At 70.8% G+C, this 15224-nt stretch carries 11 protein-coding genes; 6 read left to right on the forward strand and 5 right to left on the reverse strand.

From position 1 onward, the window contains the following. Window positions 1–17 precede the first annotated feature (17 nt). Entirely contained in the window at window positions 18–1820 is a 1803-nt protein-coding gene (locus OG289_RS06545; protein ID WP_327313044.1) for an ABC transporter ATP-binding protein, read from the reverse strand. A gap of 93 nt (window positions 1821–1913) precedes the next feature. Between OG289_RS06545 and OG289_RS06550 the strand changes: the two genes are divergently transcribed. Next, window positions 1914–2387 (forward strand): MarR family winged helix-turn-helix transcriptional regulator, encoded by a 474-nt coding sequence (locus OG289_RS06550; protein WP_327313045.1) that lies wholly within the window; start codon window positions 1914–1916, stop codon window positions 2385–2387. A gap of 77 nt (window positions 2388–2464) precedes the next feature. Here OG289_RS06550 and OG289_RS06555 read toward each other — a convergent pair whose 3' ends face one another. The 3 genes from OG289_RS06555 to OG289_RS06565 all read right to left on the reverse strand — a co-directional run bounded on the left by OG289_RS06555 (window position 2465) and on the right by OG289_RS06565 (window position 6562). Beyond that, window positions 2465–3937 carry a cation:dicarboxylate symporter family transporter gene (locus tag OG289_RS06555; RefSeq protein WP_327313046.1) on the reverse strand — a complete coding sequence of 491 codons (1473 nt, stop codon included), beginning with the start codon at window positions 3935–3937 and terminating at the stop codon, window positions 2465–2467. Between the two features lie 171 nt (window positions 3938–4108). Further along, window positions 4109–5761, reverse strand: coding sequence for a peptide-N4-asparagine amidase (locus OG289_RS06560; RefSeq protein WP_327313047.1), 1653 nt, complete (start codon window positions 5759–5761; stop codon window positions 4109–4111). A 57-nt stretch (window positions 5762–5818) separates the two neighbouring features. After that, window positions 5819–6562: a L,D-transpeptidase family protein gene (locus tag OG289_RS06565; RefSeq protein WP_327313048.1), complete on the reverse strand. Its 744-nt coding sequence runs from the start codon at window positions 6560–6562 to the stop codon at window positions 5819–5821. Window positions 6563–6820: 258 nt separating this feature from the next. Between OG289_RS06565 and OG289_RS06570 the strand changes: the two genes are divergently transcribed. The 4 genes from OG289_RS06570 to OG289_RS06585 all read left to right on the forward strand — a co-directional run bounded on the left by OG289_RS06570 (window position 6821) and on the right by OG289_RS06585 (window position 11679). Continuing rightward, window positions 6821–8638, forward strand: a complete 1818-nt coding sequence (locus OG289_RS06570) for an ABC transporter ATP-binding protein (protein ID WP_327313049.1) — start codon at window positions 6821–6823, stop codon at window positions 8636–8638. After that, window positions 8635–10416, forward strand: coding sequence for an ABC transporter ATP-binding protein (locus OG289_RS06575; protein WP_327313050.1), 1782 nt, complete (start codon window positions 8635–8637; stop codon window positions 10414–10416). The genes OG289_RS06570 and OG289_RS06575 overlap by 4 nt, the downstream gene beginning before the upstream one ends. Window positions 10417–10884: 468 nt before the next feature. Then, window positions 10885–11355, forward strand: coding sequence for a DUF5709 domain-containing protein (locus tag OG289_RS06580; RefSeq protein ID WP_327313051.1), 471 nt, complete (start codon window positions 10885–10887; stop codon window positions 11353–11355). A gap of 66 nt (window positions 11356–11421) precedes the next feature. Then, the gene (locus OG289_RS06585; RefSeq protein WP_327313053.1) at window positions 11422–11679 is read left to right on the forward strand and encodes a type B 50S ribosomal protein L31; all 258 of its coding nucleotides are present in this window, start codon (window positions 11422–11424) and stop codon (window positions 11677–11679) included. A 56-nt stretch (window positions 11680–11735) separates the two neighbouring features. Here OG289_RS06585 and OG289_RS06590 read toward each other — a convergent pair whose 3' ends face one another. Next, window positions 11736–12530 (reverse strand): metal-dependent hydrolase, encoded by a 795-nt coding sequence (locus tag OG289_RS06590; protein WP_327313054.1) that lies wholly within the window; start codon window positions 12528–12530, stop codon window positions 11736–11738. A 145-nt stretch (window positions 12531–12675) separates the two neighbouring features. Here OG289_RS06590 and OG289_RS06595 point away from each other — a divergent pair, with 145 nt between their 5' ends. Next, a complete protein-coding gene (locus tag OG289_RS06595) occupies window positions 12676–15189 on the forward strand; it encodes a DEAD/DEAH box helicase (protein ID WP_327313055.1) in 2514 nt (837 codons plus the stop codon). Window positions 15190–15224 lie beyond the last annotated feature (35 nt).

Consider the following 15224-nt stretch of genomic DNA (forward strand, 5'->3'; position numbering starts at 1 on the left):
CACAACTTGCCATACTGTCATCTTGTCGGCTCCAGGCTGGCGTCTCGCCTCACGAGGGCCGCGTACCGCGCGTCCCGCTCCAACAGCTCGTCGTGCGTGCCCCGTTCGGCCACCTGACCGGAGTCGAGGACCACGATCTGGTCGGCGCCCCGAATGGTGGACAGGCGGTGGGCGATGGTGAGTGTGGTGCGGTTGGCCGACAGCGCGTCGATGGCCTCCTGGACGGCCCGTTCCGTACGGGTGTCCAGGGCACTGGTCGCCTCGTCGAGGATCAGTACCGGCGGGTCGCGCAGGATGGTGCGGGCGATGGCCAGCCGCTGCTTCTCGCCCCCGGAGAACCGGTGGCCGCGCTCGCCGACGACCGTGTCGTAGCCGTCGGGCAGGGCGGCGATGTGGTCGTGGATCTGCGCCGCCCGCGCCGCCGTGTGCAGTTCCTCGTCGGTGGCGTCCGGCTTGGCGAAGCGCAGGTTGTCGGCGACCGTGGCGTGGAAGAGGTACGTCTCCTGCGAGACGACGCCGACCGCCCGGGCGAGGGTGTCGAAGTCGAGGTCGCGGACGTCGACGCCGTCGAGGGTGACCCGGCCGCCCGTCACGTCGTACAGGCGCGGCACCAGGTAGCCCAGCGTGGACTTGCCGGCGCCGGTCGGGCCGACCACGGCGAGGCTGCCGCCGGCGGGGACGGTGACGTCGATGCCGTCGAGGACGGGCCCACCCTTGTCGTCGTACCGGAAGGCGACGTCCTCGAAGCGGACCTCGCCCTTTATCTGGTCGAGGTGGACCGGGTTGTCGCGCTCGGTGATGTCGATGGGAAGGTCGAGGTACTCGAAGATGCGCTGGAAGAGCGCGAGAGAGGTCTGGATCTGCACACCGGTCGCCAGGAGGCTGACGGCGGGGCGGAACAGGCCCTGCTGGAGCGAGACGAAGGCGACGATCGTGCCGAGGGAGACGTCGGGACCGCCGAGCCGGAGGGCCATGCCCGCCGCCCAGTAGATGACCGCCGGCATGGCGGCCATGACGATCCCGATCACGGCCATCCGCCAGCGGCCGGCCATGTTCGACCTCACTTCGAGGTCGACCAACTGCTCGGACTCCTCGGAGAAGGACCGCGTGAGGGAGTCGGCGCGGCCCATGGTGCGGCCGAGCAGGATGCCGCTGACCGACAGCGACTCGGTGACCGTGGCGGCCATCGCGGCCATCTGCTTCTGACGCTGGGTGGTGATCTTCTTGCGTTCGTTGCCGACGCGGCGGCTGATCCACACGAAGACCGGCAGCAGGAGCAGTGAGACGACAGTCAGCCGCCAGTCGAGGGCGACCATCGCGATGATCGTGGCGACCACGCTGGTGAAGTTGGAGACCAGGGAGGTGGCGGTGGAGGTGACGGTGGCCTGCATGCCGCCGATGTCGTTGGCGATGCGGGACTGCACCTCACCGGTACGCGTGCGCGTGAAGAAGGCGAGGGACATGCGCTGCAGACGGCCGTAGACGGCCGTGCGCAGGTCGTGCATGACGCGCTGGCCCACCGTCGTGGAGATCAGCGTCTGCAGGACGCCGAAGACGCCGCCGAGGACGGCACTGAGGATCATGCCGAGGGCGAGAAGGCTCAGCAGGCCGGTGCGCCCCTCGGGGATGGCGACGTCCAGCGTCTCCTTCAGCAGGAACGGGGTGGCCACGGTGACCAGCGACGAGGCGGCGACGAGCACGCCGACGACCGCGAGCCGGGCACGGTAGGGCTTGAAGAGGGTGAGGATACGGCGCACCTGCCGGGGTTGGTCGGTCGAGGTGCCGGGCGAAGGGGTCCAGTCGATGTGGTCGCGGGGCATGGCTCCTACGGAGGGTGAGACGGTGAGGACTGACGGAGCATAGCTCATTGTTACCTATACTCACAATGAACGGCGTCCTGATATTGTTCCCGTATGACCACCCCCGATTCCGACGGCCTGCTCGCCGAGCAACTGCTGCGGCTCACGCGCCGGGTGCACCGCATCCAGAAGCGTCACCTGGAGCAGCGCGGGCTGGGCGTCACGCCCGCTCAGGCCCGGTTGCTGCGTACGCTGGCGCACTGCGACGCACCGCCGCGCATGGCGGACCTCGCCGAACGGCTGGAGGTGGTGCCCCGGGCCGTGACGACCCTGGTCGACGGGCTGGAGGCGAGCGGCAAGGTCCGGCGGGTGCCCGACCCCACCAACCGGCGGGTGATCCGGATCGAGCTCACGGAGGACGGCGGCAAGGCCTTGCGGGAGCTGCGCGGCGCCCGGGTGTCCGCCGCCAAGGAGATTCTGGATCCGCTGACGGACCTGGAGCGCGAGGTGCTGAGCGGGCTGCTGGACGCGCTGGTGGACGGGACACCGGAGCGGGAGCGGAAGCAGGGCCAGGGGCGGACCTGCTGAACCACGTGAGAGCGGGCCGTGGCCGCCCCTCCGTACTGCTGGAGGGGCGGCCACGGCCCGTTGCGTAGTCGCGTGCGTCAACTGGCCTCGGGGGCCGCCTCCTTGGCGAGCTGAGCGGGAACCGCAGCCGGAGTCCTGGCCGTTGCCGGGCTCTCGGTGCCTGCCGACCGGTCAGCGCCTACCGGCTGCTCGGCGCCTGCCGACTGCTCGGCGCCCTCCGGCTTCGCGGGACTTTCCGGCCCCTCCTCCGCCGCGGCGACGTCCTCGCCGTCCAGGACCTTCTTGGCCCGCTCCAGGTCCAGCGCGCCCTCCCAGCGCGAGACGGCGAAGACCGCCACGCAGTTGCCGAGGAGGTTGGTGACGACGCGCATCGAGTCCATGATGCGGTCCACGCCCAGCAGCAGGGCCACGGCGCCGGCGGGAATGGCCCCCAGCGAGGAGGCGGTCGCGGACAGGGCGAGGAAGGCCGAGCCGGGGATGCCGGCCATGCCCTTGCTGGTGAGCATGAGCACCAGGACCACGGTGATCTGCTGGCCCAGGCTGAGGTCCACGCCGACCGCCTGGGCGATGAACAGCGTGCCGATGGACAGGTACAGCGAGGCACCATCGAGGTTGAAGGAGTACCCGGTCGGCAACACCAGGCCCACGGCGTCGTCGCGGGCGCCGGCCTTGCGCAGCTTCTGCATCACGCGCGGCATGACGGACTCGGTGGAGGCGGTGCCGAGTGCGAGGAGCATCTCCTCGCGGATGTAGCGCAGGAACTTCCACAGGCTCAGCCCGGTGACCAGCCGCAGGGCGACGGCGAGCAGCGCGACGAACAGGGCCGCGGCCACGTAGCACAGGATGATCAGCTTGCCGTAGGTCTCGATCACGCCGAGCCCGTAGTTGCCGATCAGGACGGCCATCGCACCGAACACCGCGATCGGCGCCAGCCGCATCACGAAGCCGACGATCGCGAAGATGATCTCCTGAGCCTGCTCGACGGCGGGCAGCACCTTCGGCACCTTGGTGTGGCCTAGGTGCAGCAGCGCGGCGCCCACCAGGCAGGCCAGGACGAGCACCTGGAGCAGGGAGTTCTCCGCGAAGGCGCCGATGAAACTGGTGGGCAGCGCGTTCACGATGAACTCGGTCGTCGAAGGCAGCGACCCGCCGCCCGTCTTCGCGTCGACAGCCGAGGTGTCGAGCGTGGACGGGTCGACGTTCATCCCCGAGCCGGGCTGAACGATGTTGGCGGCCAGGAGACCGATGATCAGGGCGAGCGTGCTCGCGACCTCGAACCAGATCAGGGCCTTGAGCCCGATGCGGCCGAAGGCCTTCAGGTCACCGGCCTTGGCGATGCCGACGACCACCACACAGAACACCAGGGGCGAGATGATCGTCTTGATGAGCCGGGTGAACCCGTCGCCGAGCGGCTGGAGATCCGTGGCCACGTCGGGCCACAGCTTGCCGACGACGATGCCGAGGACGAGCGCGCAGGCGACCTGCGCGAAGAGTGAGGTACGCAGTATGCGTGCGACGCGTCGCGGCAGGGACGGGGCGGACGGCGGCACGGGCACTCCTTGGGGGGCGGGTGGCACACAGAAATCGGGGACGGGGACTTCTGCGATACGGAAAGCAACTTCCGTGTCGATTACTTTGAAGGCGCTGTTGATCGCGCACAAGACCGCCGCGTTTCCGCCGTGTAAATCCCGCCATGAGTGGCGGATCGCACGCACTCCGTCTCAGCAGCCGCCGCGGTCCTCGGTCAGCGCCCCCTGAACGGTGGTCAGCCTGCGGTCGTGACAGCCCTGCGAGCCGTACAGCCGGTAGCGCTCGCTCGTGGTGCCGACGGCGTGGCGCTGGTCGCGGGGCACGTTGACGGTGAAGGTCGCCTCACCCGTATAGGTGTCGTCGAGCCGCGACCACCAGGTGCGTCGGCCGTTTCGCGTCGTGACGGCGTCGGCTCGGTCGCCGAGGGTCAGCACGGTGCGCAACCGGTCGTCCGCGCCGACGGTGGTGGTGCCGTTGATCGTGTAGGTGCGGTGGGTGCGCGTGGTACGGGCCGACCCGCGGGCGTCGACGGTGACCGACTCGTCGTCCGTCCAGCGGGCGTCGAGGCCGTCCACGGTCTCGCCGTCGGTCCAGCGGTGCGTGGAGGTGTTCGCGAGGGTGCGGGTGACGGTGGTTCGCACGCGTCCGTGCGAGGTGTCGAGGTATCCGGCGACGGTCAGGCGGTGCCCGCCCCGGGTGTCGACGCGGTGCTCCGTGCCAGGCGTGTAGGCGGTGGAGTCGGTGAGCTCGTCCGCCTCGTGCGTGACGAGTTTCCCGCCGACGACGGTCTTGCCCGGGTCCTGCCAGACCAGCACGTTGACCGGCGTGCTCCAGCCACTCTGCCCCGCGGGCACACCGACGACGGACACCTCGACGCGGTGCGGGCGGCCGTCGTCGAGGACCCCGGCGAAGGGGGTCAGGTCGTATTCGATCGGCTTGATGTCGAAGGCACGGGGGCCCGGGATCACGTACCAGAGGAAGGGGTTGGACCAGCCGCCGGTCCAGACGGTCGGGAAGGGAGTGGCGATCCCGGCCAGTCGTCCGTCGACCTCGACCTGCACCTCCCGGTAGGGGCCGTTGTCGGCATGGCAGGAATAGGGGGCTGCAGCCGGCACGGCCAGATACCAGTACTCCTCGCACCCGCCGCCCGAACCGGTGGCGTACACCTCGGCAACGACGCGTTCGCTGTTGCGGGGCGTGGTGAGGGTCGTACCGTCGGGACCGTCGGCCAGGGTGAGCACGCGGTCGGGGGCGGCGGCCGGCTTCCCCTCGTAGAAGGTGAGGGTCACCTTGACGTCGATCACGCCCGTGTAGGTGTCGTCGACGACGTTGCCGATGAGCATCTCGACGCCCTGGGCCGAGCGGAACGTGTCGCTGTAGCGGGTGACGTCCTTCTCGACGGACCACTCGATCCCGTCCGGCGACGGCTCGGGGGTCGAGGTACGGAACACCTCCACCCCGCCGACGTGCAGATAGCCGAGCCGGTCGAACTGCCGTCCCTTGACCTTGCCGTCGAGCCGCAGCACCACCTTGCTCCAGCGGTCGCCGCAGCCGTCAGGCGGGGTGTACGAGCCCCGGTACGGCGTGAAGTCGCGGAACCGCGCCTCGGCAAGGGTGACCTGGCAGGACCGGGCGTCGGGCCTGGTCACGGGCGGGGCGGCGGTGAGGGGGTCGTGCCAGTCGGTGCCGAACTCGGCGGGCACCTCGGCCGAAGCGGCCATGGAGGCGGACGCGGAGGCGGCAGTGGAGGCGGAGGCGGACGCCTGCGCTGTGCCGCCCCCGAATACGGCGCCCGCCAGGAGGATCGTTCCGGTGAGCATGGACATGATGATCCGACTTCTCATGGCCGGTGTTCTACGGCGAGTTGCCCGCTCCCCGCAATGACGCCTCCGCCGGAAGTGCTAGCCCTTCAGCGCGGCCCGGTCCCCCATGACCACCACGGGATGCTGATCCGGGTCGAGCGTGCGCAGCAGGTATTCCATCGCCGCCCTGGACAGGCTGACGCAGGCCGACGTGCCGCTGCCGTGGTCCATGTGCAGCCAGATCCCGCCGCCCTTCGCCTCGCCCAGCGGCTGCTCCGCGTCGTCGGGCGGCGTGCCTTCGACGCGGTTGTAGTCGATGGCGATGACGTAGTCGAAGTCGTGCCAGTGCGACCGGCCCCACCAGCGCGGCGCCGCGTAGTCCTCCGACTGTGTGTACGGCAGCCGGGTCCCGGGGTCGTCCAGGACGCCACCCGCCGCAGTGAGCGTGAACACGCCGACGGGGCTGCGGTTGTCGCCGAGGTAGTGGTCGGCGGTCCAGCCCTTCTTGCCGTTGTGCCCCGGCCAGCTCCGGACCCGCTCCCAGGTCGGGCCACGTTTTGCGTAGAACACGACGGTGGCGTCCGCGGAGTCCTTTCCGTCGCCGTACACCGCCAGAACCTGGCGCGACACAGCGGGAATCCGCCGTTGCACCCGCTCTCCGACGCCCGGGACGCGGGTCGCCGCAGCCGCGCTCGGCGGGCTGCCGTGGCCCTCGGCACCCGCTCCCGCCGTGCCGTCACGCACATGTCCCGCGCCCGAACCGCCGCACGCGGCCAAGGCCGCGGACAGAAGAGCGCTGGTCACCATCGCGGCACCGACGCGCCGCACCTCGCCATGTCGCATCGGGCCATGCTCGCATCGCTTTCCAGTCATTTCCGTCAGATTCCGGACATCCGGGCCGCGTCGGGCGGCTGCCGGATCCGGCCCCCGCCGTGGAAAACAGGTTGATTTTGACCACGCTGCGACGCGAACCTTGCACGGTTTGTTGCCGCTCCCCATGGTGCCGCTCCCCGCGGCCTTCCCGCCCATCCGCTCCCCTGCTTCCCCCTCCCCCCCCACCCCGTCTATCCCCCCTCCCCTGACTCGAGCCACTGGGACGTCATGCAGATCCAAGACCTTCCGTACCTCGACCCGGGTGTGCCGGACGCACGCTCGGGCCCCCGCTTCCTGTGGTGGCTCGGCCGCAATCAGTTGGGCGGCCAGCTCAAGTCCCTGGCCTGGGGGCTGCTGCACTTCGTCGCCGTCTCGGCGCAGCCGTTCTGCGTCGGGTTCGCCATCGAGGCCGTCGTGAACCGCTCCGGTACCCGGCTCGCCCTCGCCGGCGGGCTGATGGCCCTGTGCGGTGCCGCCACCGCGATCGGGGACACCTTCCTGCACCGCGCCGCCGTCACCAACTGGATCACCGCCGCCGCCCGGGTCCAGCAACTGCTGGCTCGAAAGGCCTCGCAGCTCGGCTCCGCGCTGACCCGGCGGGTCGCCGCAGGCGAGGTGGTGGCCGTCTCCACGGGCGACGTCGAGAAGATCGGCTGGTTCGTGGAGGCCGTGTCCCGCTTCACCGCCGCGGCCGTGACGGTCCTGCTGGTCTGCGTCGGCCTGGTCGTCTACCAGCCGGACCTCGGCATCGTGGTCGCCGTCGGCCTGCCCGTCCTCGCGCTCGCGGTGCTGCCCCTGCTGCCCCGGGCGACGCGCCGCGCCGACTTCCAGCGCGAGAAGGCCGGACGCGCCACCGAACTCGCCTCGGACACCGTGGCGGGCCTGCGGGTGCTGCGCGGGATCGGCGGCGAGGAACTGTTCCTCGACCGCTACCGCAGCGCCTCGCAGGAGGTCCGGCACGCGGCCGTGCGCAGCGCCCGCATGTGGTCCCTGATCAGTGCCATCCAGGTACTGCTGCCCGGCCTGCTGCTGATCGCGGTCGTCTGTTACGGCGTTCACCTGGCCCGCGAGGGCCGCATCACCGTCGGCGAACTGGTCACGGTCTACAGCTCCGTCATGGTCCTGGCCTATCCCCTCCGGCACTTCGAGGAGATCGCGATGGCCTACTCCTTCTCGCGTCCGTCGGCCAAACGGGCCGCAGGCGTGCTGTCTCTGGAGCGGGTCACCGACATAGGCGGGTCGCGCGCGGCCGACGCCCCCTCGGGCGACCTGTACGACCCCGCCACCGGCCTGCTCGCCCCGGCCGCCCGGCTCACCGCCGTGGTGTGCGGCGACCCGGACGCGGCCGGGCAGCTGGCGGAACGGCTGGGCGGGCACCCCCCGGAGGACAGCCCGTCGGTGCTGCTCGGCGGCGTCCCTCTGGACGAACTGCCACTGGACTGCGCGCGCACGGCGGTCCTCGTCCAGGACAAGGACCCGGTGCTGCTGTCCGGTTCCCTGCGCGACCTGCTCGACGTGCCCGCCTCGGGTGCGGTCGACGCCGGTGCGGCGCTGGCCGCCGCCCAGTGCGGGGACGTCCTCGACGCGCTCGTCCAGGGCTCGCTGGACGCCGACGACCCGCTGGACGCCCGCATCACCGAACGCGGGCGCTCCCTCTCCGGCGGCCAGCGGCAACGGCTCGCGCTGGCCCGCTCCCTGTACACGGATCCCGAGGTCCTCGTCCTGGACGAGCCCACCTCCGCCGTCGACTCGCACACCGAGGCACGGATCGCCGAGGGACTGCGCGAACTGCGCGCGGGGCGCACGACGGTCGTGTTCACCTCGTCCCCGCTGCTGCTGGACCGGGCCGACCGGGTCGTCCTCGTGCACGAGAGCGAGGCCGTCGCGGTCGGTGTGCACCGCGAACTGCTGCACACCGAGCCCCGGTACCGGGCCGTGGTGACCAGGGAGACCGACGAGGAGGCCGCCCTGAGCGGCGTGTTGAACGACCTGGAAGACAACGAACTCGACGAGATCGAGCGCGAAGAGATCGAGGAGACCGCATGATCGGCGTGGCGCCGCCCGCGTACGACCCGGCGGCACCGACGACGGCGAACACCCTGCCCGTCGGCGCCCCCGCGACCGTACGCGCCTATGTGGCCGAACTCCTGCGCCGGCACCGCCGCGCCTTCCTGCTGCTCCTCCTCGTCAACACGGTCGCCACGGTCGCCTCGATGGTGGGTCCTTGGCTGCTCGGCGATCTCGTGGAGCGGCTGTCGGACGAAGCGCGCGAACTCCATCTCGGGCTCACCGCCTCGCTGTTCGTACTCGCCCTGCTCGTCCAGGCCGCCTTCGTACGCCAGGTGCGGCTGCGGGGCGCGATGCTCGGCGAGCGGATGCTGGCCGACCTGCGCGAGGACTTCCTCGTACGGTCGGTCCGGCTGCCGCCGGGCGTACTGGAGCGGGCCGGGACGGGCGATCTGCTGTCCCGCATCACAACGGACATCGACCGGCTGGCCAACGCGATGCGGGAGGCCGTGCCCCAGCTGACGATCGGCGTGATGTGGACCCTGCTGCTCCTCGGCGGGCTCGTCGTCACGGCGCCGCCGCTGGCGCCTGCCGTGCTGGTCGCGGTACCGCTGCTGGTGGTCGTGTGCCGGTGGTACTTCAGACGGGCGTCGGCCGGCTACCGCTCGGAGGCCGCCGGGTACGCCGCCGTGGCCGCGGCCCTCGCCGAGACCGTGGACGCCGGCCGCACCGTCGAGGCCCATCGCCTCGGCGACCGCCGCATCGCGCTCTCGGAGCAGCGCATCCAGCAGTGGACCGCCTGGGAGCGCTACACACTGTGGCTGCGGTCGGTGCTCTTCCCGGTCATCAACCTCGTGCACGTCACGGTGCTCGGCTCGGTCCTCATGCTCGGCGGGGTGTTCGTCCTGCAGGGCTGGATCGGGGTCGGTCAGCTGACGACGGGCGCGCTCCTGGCCCAGATGCTCGTCGACCCGGTGAACCTGATCCTGCGCTGGTACGACGAGCTGCAGGTGGCCCAGGTGTCGCTGGCCCGCCTGGTCGGAGTGCGCGACATCGAGCCGGACGGTGGGGACTCCGGGCTGGCTCCGGACGGCCGCGACGTCCTCGCCGACCGGGTCCACTTCGGCTACCGCGCGGGCGTCGACGTGCTGCGCAAGGTGTCCCTGGAGGTCTCGCCCGGGACCCGGCTGGCCCTGGTCGGCCCTTCGGGCGCGGGCAAGTCCACGCTGGGGCGGCTGCTCGCCGGGATCTACGCGCCGCGCGACGGCCGGATCACCCTCGGCGGCGCGGAGCTGTCGCGGATGACGGCCGAACGGGTCCGCTCCCATGTGGCGCTCGTCAACCAGGAGCACCACGTCTTTGTCGGCTCCCTGCGCGACAATCTCCGGCTCGCCCGCACCGGCGCGGAGGACGCCGAGCTGTGGGCGGCCCTGGTCGCGGTCGACGCGGACGGCTGGGCACGGGCGCTTGACGACGGCCTGGACACCGAGGTCGGCTCCGGCGGTGTGGCGCTCACCCCGGCGCAGGCCCAGCAGATCGCGTTGGCCCGCCTGGTGCTGGCCGACCCGCACACGCTGGTCCTGGACGAGGCGACCTCGCTGCTCGACCCGCGTGCCGCCCGCCATCTGGAACGGTCCCTCGCACGGGTCCTGGACGGCCGCACCGTTGTCGCCATCGCCCACCGCCTGCACACCGCCCACGACGCCGACGTCATCGCCGTCGTCGAGAACGGCCGCATCAGCGAGCTGGGCAGCCATGCGGAGCTGGTCGCGGCGGACGGAGCGTACGCGGCACTCTGGCGGTCGTGGCACGGGTGAGGGGAGAAGGCGCCGGCACCGCGGTGCCGCGTCGGCGCCGGGCTTGAAGGCGCCGACGCTGGTTCCGGTGCGGGTATCACGGCCGGTAACGGTGCCCATGTCCCGGCCGCCCCCGCAGCCGGTTGCCCTGGTGCTGGTGCTGGTGGCAGCACCCTCGGCAGAATCCGGGCGGCCGACGGGACACGGGCCGGGAGCGGAGCGGGCGCCCGTTCTCGGGGCGACGCGCGGGGGAACGCGGGCAGCCCCAGGTCGCGGGCCCGGCGCCATGACCGAGGCACCCCGGCCCCACTCCCGTGCGTCCTTTGGCGTTGCGCGGTCCCGAAGCGGGGTGGAACGCTGGATAGCGGCACCCGCGCGGGAGGCACCCGGAATCCATCCGGAAGACGCCGCGCCCGGCCGGTGCTCCGTCCGGCGGTATCCCACCGCCGACCGCGGAGAGTACGGGCCCGTCACCCCCTGGAGGTACCCGTGAACAGCGCCGACGGATGGGGAGACGACGTCTACCAGCCCGACGCGTCCGACATCCAGGAGGACGCGGGACTGCTCGACGCGGAGGACACGCTGGAGAACGACGGAGTCGAGGACCCCCTCGACCGCGGCTGGTCCCCTCCGGACCGCCCCTGGGCCGTGGAACACACCGGTGTGACGGCCGCGGAGCGCCAACAGGGGGAGAGCCTGGACCAGCGGCTCGCGGAGGAGGTGCCGGACCTCGATGTGCCCGACGGTGACGGCCTCGGCGACTGCGACGGCTCCGACGGGGAACTCCTCGACAACGAGGTCGGCGCCGCCCGCTCCGGCCGGCTCGTGGCGCCGGACGAGGGAGTCCACGAGGATGAGGAGAGCGCGCTGATCGCCACGGATGTGGGCATCGACGGCGCGGCCGCCTCCGCCGAGGAGGCCGCGATGCACATAGTCGACGACGACGCCCTGTCCGGTTGACCCTCCTGCGGCCGGCCCGGCCGTTCCCGGCCCGTCGCCGCCGCCTCCACCGTACGAGGAGCACGCATGCAGCAGAACAAGCAGCCCGACTACCACCCGGTCGTCTTCCGCGACCGCACCGCCGGTTACGCCTTCCTGACCCGGTCCACCGCGACCAGCGACCAGACCATCGAGTGGGACGACGGCGAGACCTACCCGGTCGTGGACGTGGAGATCTCTTCGGAGAGCCACCCCTTCTACACCGGCAAGGCGCGCACCGTGGACACGGAGGGCCGCGTCGCCCGCTTCGAGCGGCGCTACGGCGACGGCGGGGCGACGGCCTGAACCGGCGCCGTCACGGCTCCTGTCGCACCAGCCGACCGTAGCCGTCGCGGCGCCCGTCAGATGTAGTTGAGGGCGGCCGCCCCGCCCACTCCCCCGAGCAGCATGAACACGGGCATCAGCACCTTCAGCTCCACCCAGCTGCCCGCACGGAACCGCATCGCCTTGGGCGGACCGATCGGATACCAGCGCTTGCGTCCGATCGGGATGGGCCACAGGACCGGGCAGCCGGAGACGGTCAGCGCGTCCCCGATGTCGTGCACCAGGGCGCCCAGCACGATCGGCAGCCCCAGCCACAGGTACTCCCGGCCCGGGTCCGTGAACAGCCAGTCCGAGCCGTTGCCGGGCTTGTCCAGCACACCGGCGAGGATCCACGCGCTGGTCGCGGCCAGCAGCCACACCAGCACATCGCTGCTGGAACCTCGGGCCGCCCGCCACAGCAGGCCCTCGATCGCCAGCACCATGTGCACGAAGAGGATCGCCAGCACGGCCCACCGGCCACCGGCGATCGCCAGCGCCGAGCTGCCCGCGCCGATCATGACCGCCCACAGCCAGGTGTGCGTGAGCGTGCGGTGACCTCCGGAGCGGCGCGGGTCGCCCTGCTTCTTCGTGCCCTTGTAGACGGCGTAGGAGAGCTTGTCGACGATCTCGCAGAGCCAGCGCGAGACAGGGCCGAAGGCCCGGGAGATGGTAGCGGCCTTGTGGTCGAGGTCCGGGGCGAGTGCCGCACCGGCGCAGATCAGCGCACCGGCGAGCAGGACCGGCCAGGGCATCGTGTGCCCGGCCGCGGCGGCGGCCGCACCGACGCCGAGCCAGGCGGCGGCGCCCGACAGTGAGTGTGCTGGTCCCATCATGGCCGTTGCCCGCCCTATTCCTCGTGTGTCGCTGTCCAGTTGACCGGGTGCGATGACGCTCCGTCGGCGACACAGCGTAGCGGTCGTGATCTTCGGGCCGGCAGCCGATTCCCCCCTCAAGGGCGCGGGCAGGCAAGATGGGGGCGTGACCCTCATCGATCAGTTGCCGCCGACCGCAGATCCCGACGCCCTGTACGAAGCCTTCGAGTCCTGGGCGCAGGAGCGTGGTCTGACGCTCTACCCCCATCAGGAGGAGGCGCTGATCGAGGTGGTCTCCGGGGCGAACGTGATCGTGTCGACGCCCACCGGGTCCGGCAAGAGCATGATCGCGGCGGCCGCGCACTTCGCGGCCCTCGCCCGGGACGAGGTCACCTTCTACACGGCCCCGATCAAGGCGCTCGTGTCGGAGAAGTTCTTCGAACTGTGCAAGATCTTCGGCACGGAGAACGTCGGCATGCTGACCGGCGACGCGTCCGTGAACTCCGACGCCCCGGTCATCTGCTGCACCGCCGAGGTGCTCGCGTCGATCGCGCTGCGCGACGGCAAGGACGCGGACGTCGGCCAGGTCGTCATGGACGAGTTCCACTTCTACGCGGAGGGCGACCGCGGCTGGGCGTGGCAGATCCCCATCCTGGAGCTGCCGCAGGCGCAGTTCGTCCTCATGTCGGCCACGCTCGGCGACGTGTCCTTCTTCGAGAAGGACCTCAATCGGCGCACCGGCCGTCCCACGGCGGTGGTCCGCTCGGCGACCCGGCCCGTGCCGCTGTCCTACGAGTACCAGTACACGCCGATGACGGAGACGCTCACCGACCTGCTGGCGACGAAGCAGGCGCCCGTCTACATCGTGCACTTCACTCAGGCGCAGGCGGTGGAGCGGGCGCAGGCGCTGATGAGCATCAACATGTGCTCGCGCGCCGAGAAGGAGCAGATCGCCGAGCTGATCGGCAACTTCCGCTTCACCACGAAGTTCGGCAGCAACCTCTCGCGTTACGTGCGGCACGGCATCGGGGTCCACCACGCGGGCATGCTGCCCAAGTACCGACGGCTGGTGGAGAAGCTCGCCCAGGCCGGTCTGCTGAAGGTGATCTGCGGTACGGACACACTGGGCGTCGGCGTCAACGTGCCCATCCGCACCGTGCTGTTCACGGCACTGACCAAGTACGACGGCAACCGCGTGCGCACGCTGCGGGCCCGTGAGTTCCACCAGATCGCGGGCCGGGCCGGGCGGGCCGGCTTCGACACTGCGGGCTACGTGGTCGCCCAGGCGCCCGAGCACGTCATCGAGAACGAGAAGGCGCTGGCGAAGGCCGGCGAAGACCCGAAGAAGCGCCGCAAGGTGGTGCGCAAGAAGGCGCCGGAAGGCTTCGTGGGCTGGACGGAGAACACCTTCGACAAACTCATCGAGTCGGAACCGGAACCGCTGACCTCCCGCTTCCGGGTCACGCACACGATGCTGCTGTCGGTGATCGCCCGGCCCGGCAACGCCTTCGAGGCGATGCGCCACCTGTTGGAGGACAACCACGAGCCGCGCAAGCAGCAGCTGCGGCACATCCGGCGCGCCATCGCGATCTACCGCTCCCTGCTGGACGGCGGGATCGTCGAGAAGCTCGACGAACCCGACGCCACGGGCCGCGTCGTCCGGCTCACCGTGGACCTTCAGCAGGACTTCGCGCTGAACCAGCCGCTGTCCACCTTCGCGCTGGCCGCGTTCGAACTGCTCGACCCGGAGTCGCCGTCCTACGCTCTCGACATGGTCTCCGTCGTGGAGTCCACGTTGGACGATCCGCGCCAGATCCTGGCCGCTCAGCAGAACAAGGCGCGCGGTGAGGCGGTGGCCGCGATGAAGGCGGACGGCGTCGAGTACGAGGAGCGCATGGAGCGCCTCCAGGACATCTCGTACCCGAAGCCGCTGGAGGAGCTGCTCTTCCACGCGTACAACACCTACCGCAAGAGCCACCCGTGGGTCGGCGACCATCCGTTGTCGCCGAAGTCCGTCATCCGCGACATGTACGAGCGGGCGATGTCCTTCACCGAGCTGGTGTCCCACTACGAGCTGGCCCGCACCGAGGGCATCGTGCTGCGCTACCTGGCCAGCGCCTACAAGGCCCTCGACCACACCGTCCCGGACGACCTCAAGTCCGAGGATCTGCAGGATCTGATCGAGTGGCTGGGCGAGATGGTGCGCCAGGTCGACTCGAGCCTGCTGGACGAGTGGGAGCAGCTCGCCAACCCGGAGGAGATGACCGCCGAGGAGGCCCAGGAGAAGGCCGACGAGGTCAAGCCGGTCACCGCCAACGCCCGTGCCTTCCGGGTCCTGGTCCGCAACGCGATGTTCCGCCGCGTCGAACTCGCCGCTCTCGACCACGTCGACGAGCTGGGCGAGATGGACGGCGAGTCCGGCTGGGACGCCGAAGCGTGGGGCGAGGCCATGGACAAGTACTGGGACGAGTACGACGACCTCGGCACCGGTCCCGACGCCCGGGGCCCCAAGCTGCTCGTCATCCAGGAGGAGCCGCAGAACGCCCTGTGGCGCGTCCGCCAGATCTTCGACGACCCGAACGACGATCACGACTGGGGTATCAGTGCGGAGGTCGACCTCACGGCCTCCGACGCCGAGGGCCGCGCGGTCGTTCGCGTGACCGCCGTCGGTCAGTTGTGAGCGGCGAACCACGTACAGAACCACGCATGGCAGAG

It is taken from the genome of Streptomyces sp. NBC_01235, from assembly GCF_035989285.1.
In the GTDB taxonomy this organism is placed as follows: domain Bacteria; phylum Actinomycetota; class Actinomycetes; order Streptomycetales; family Streptomycetaceae; genus Streptomyces.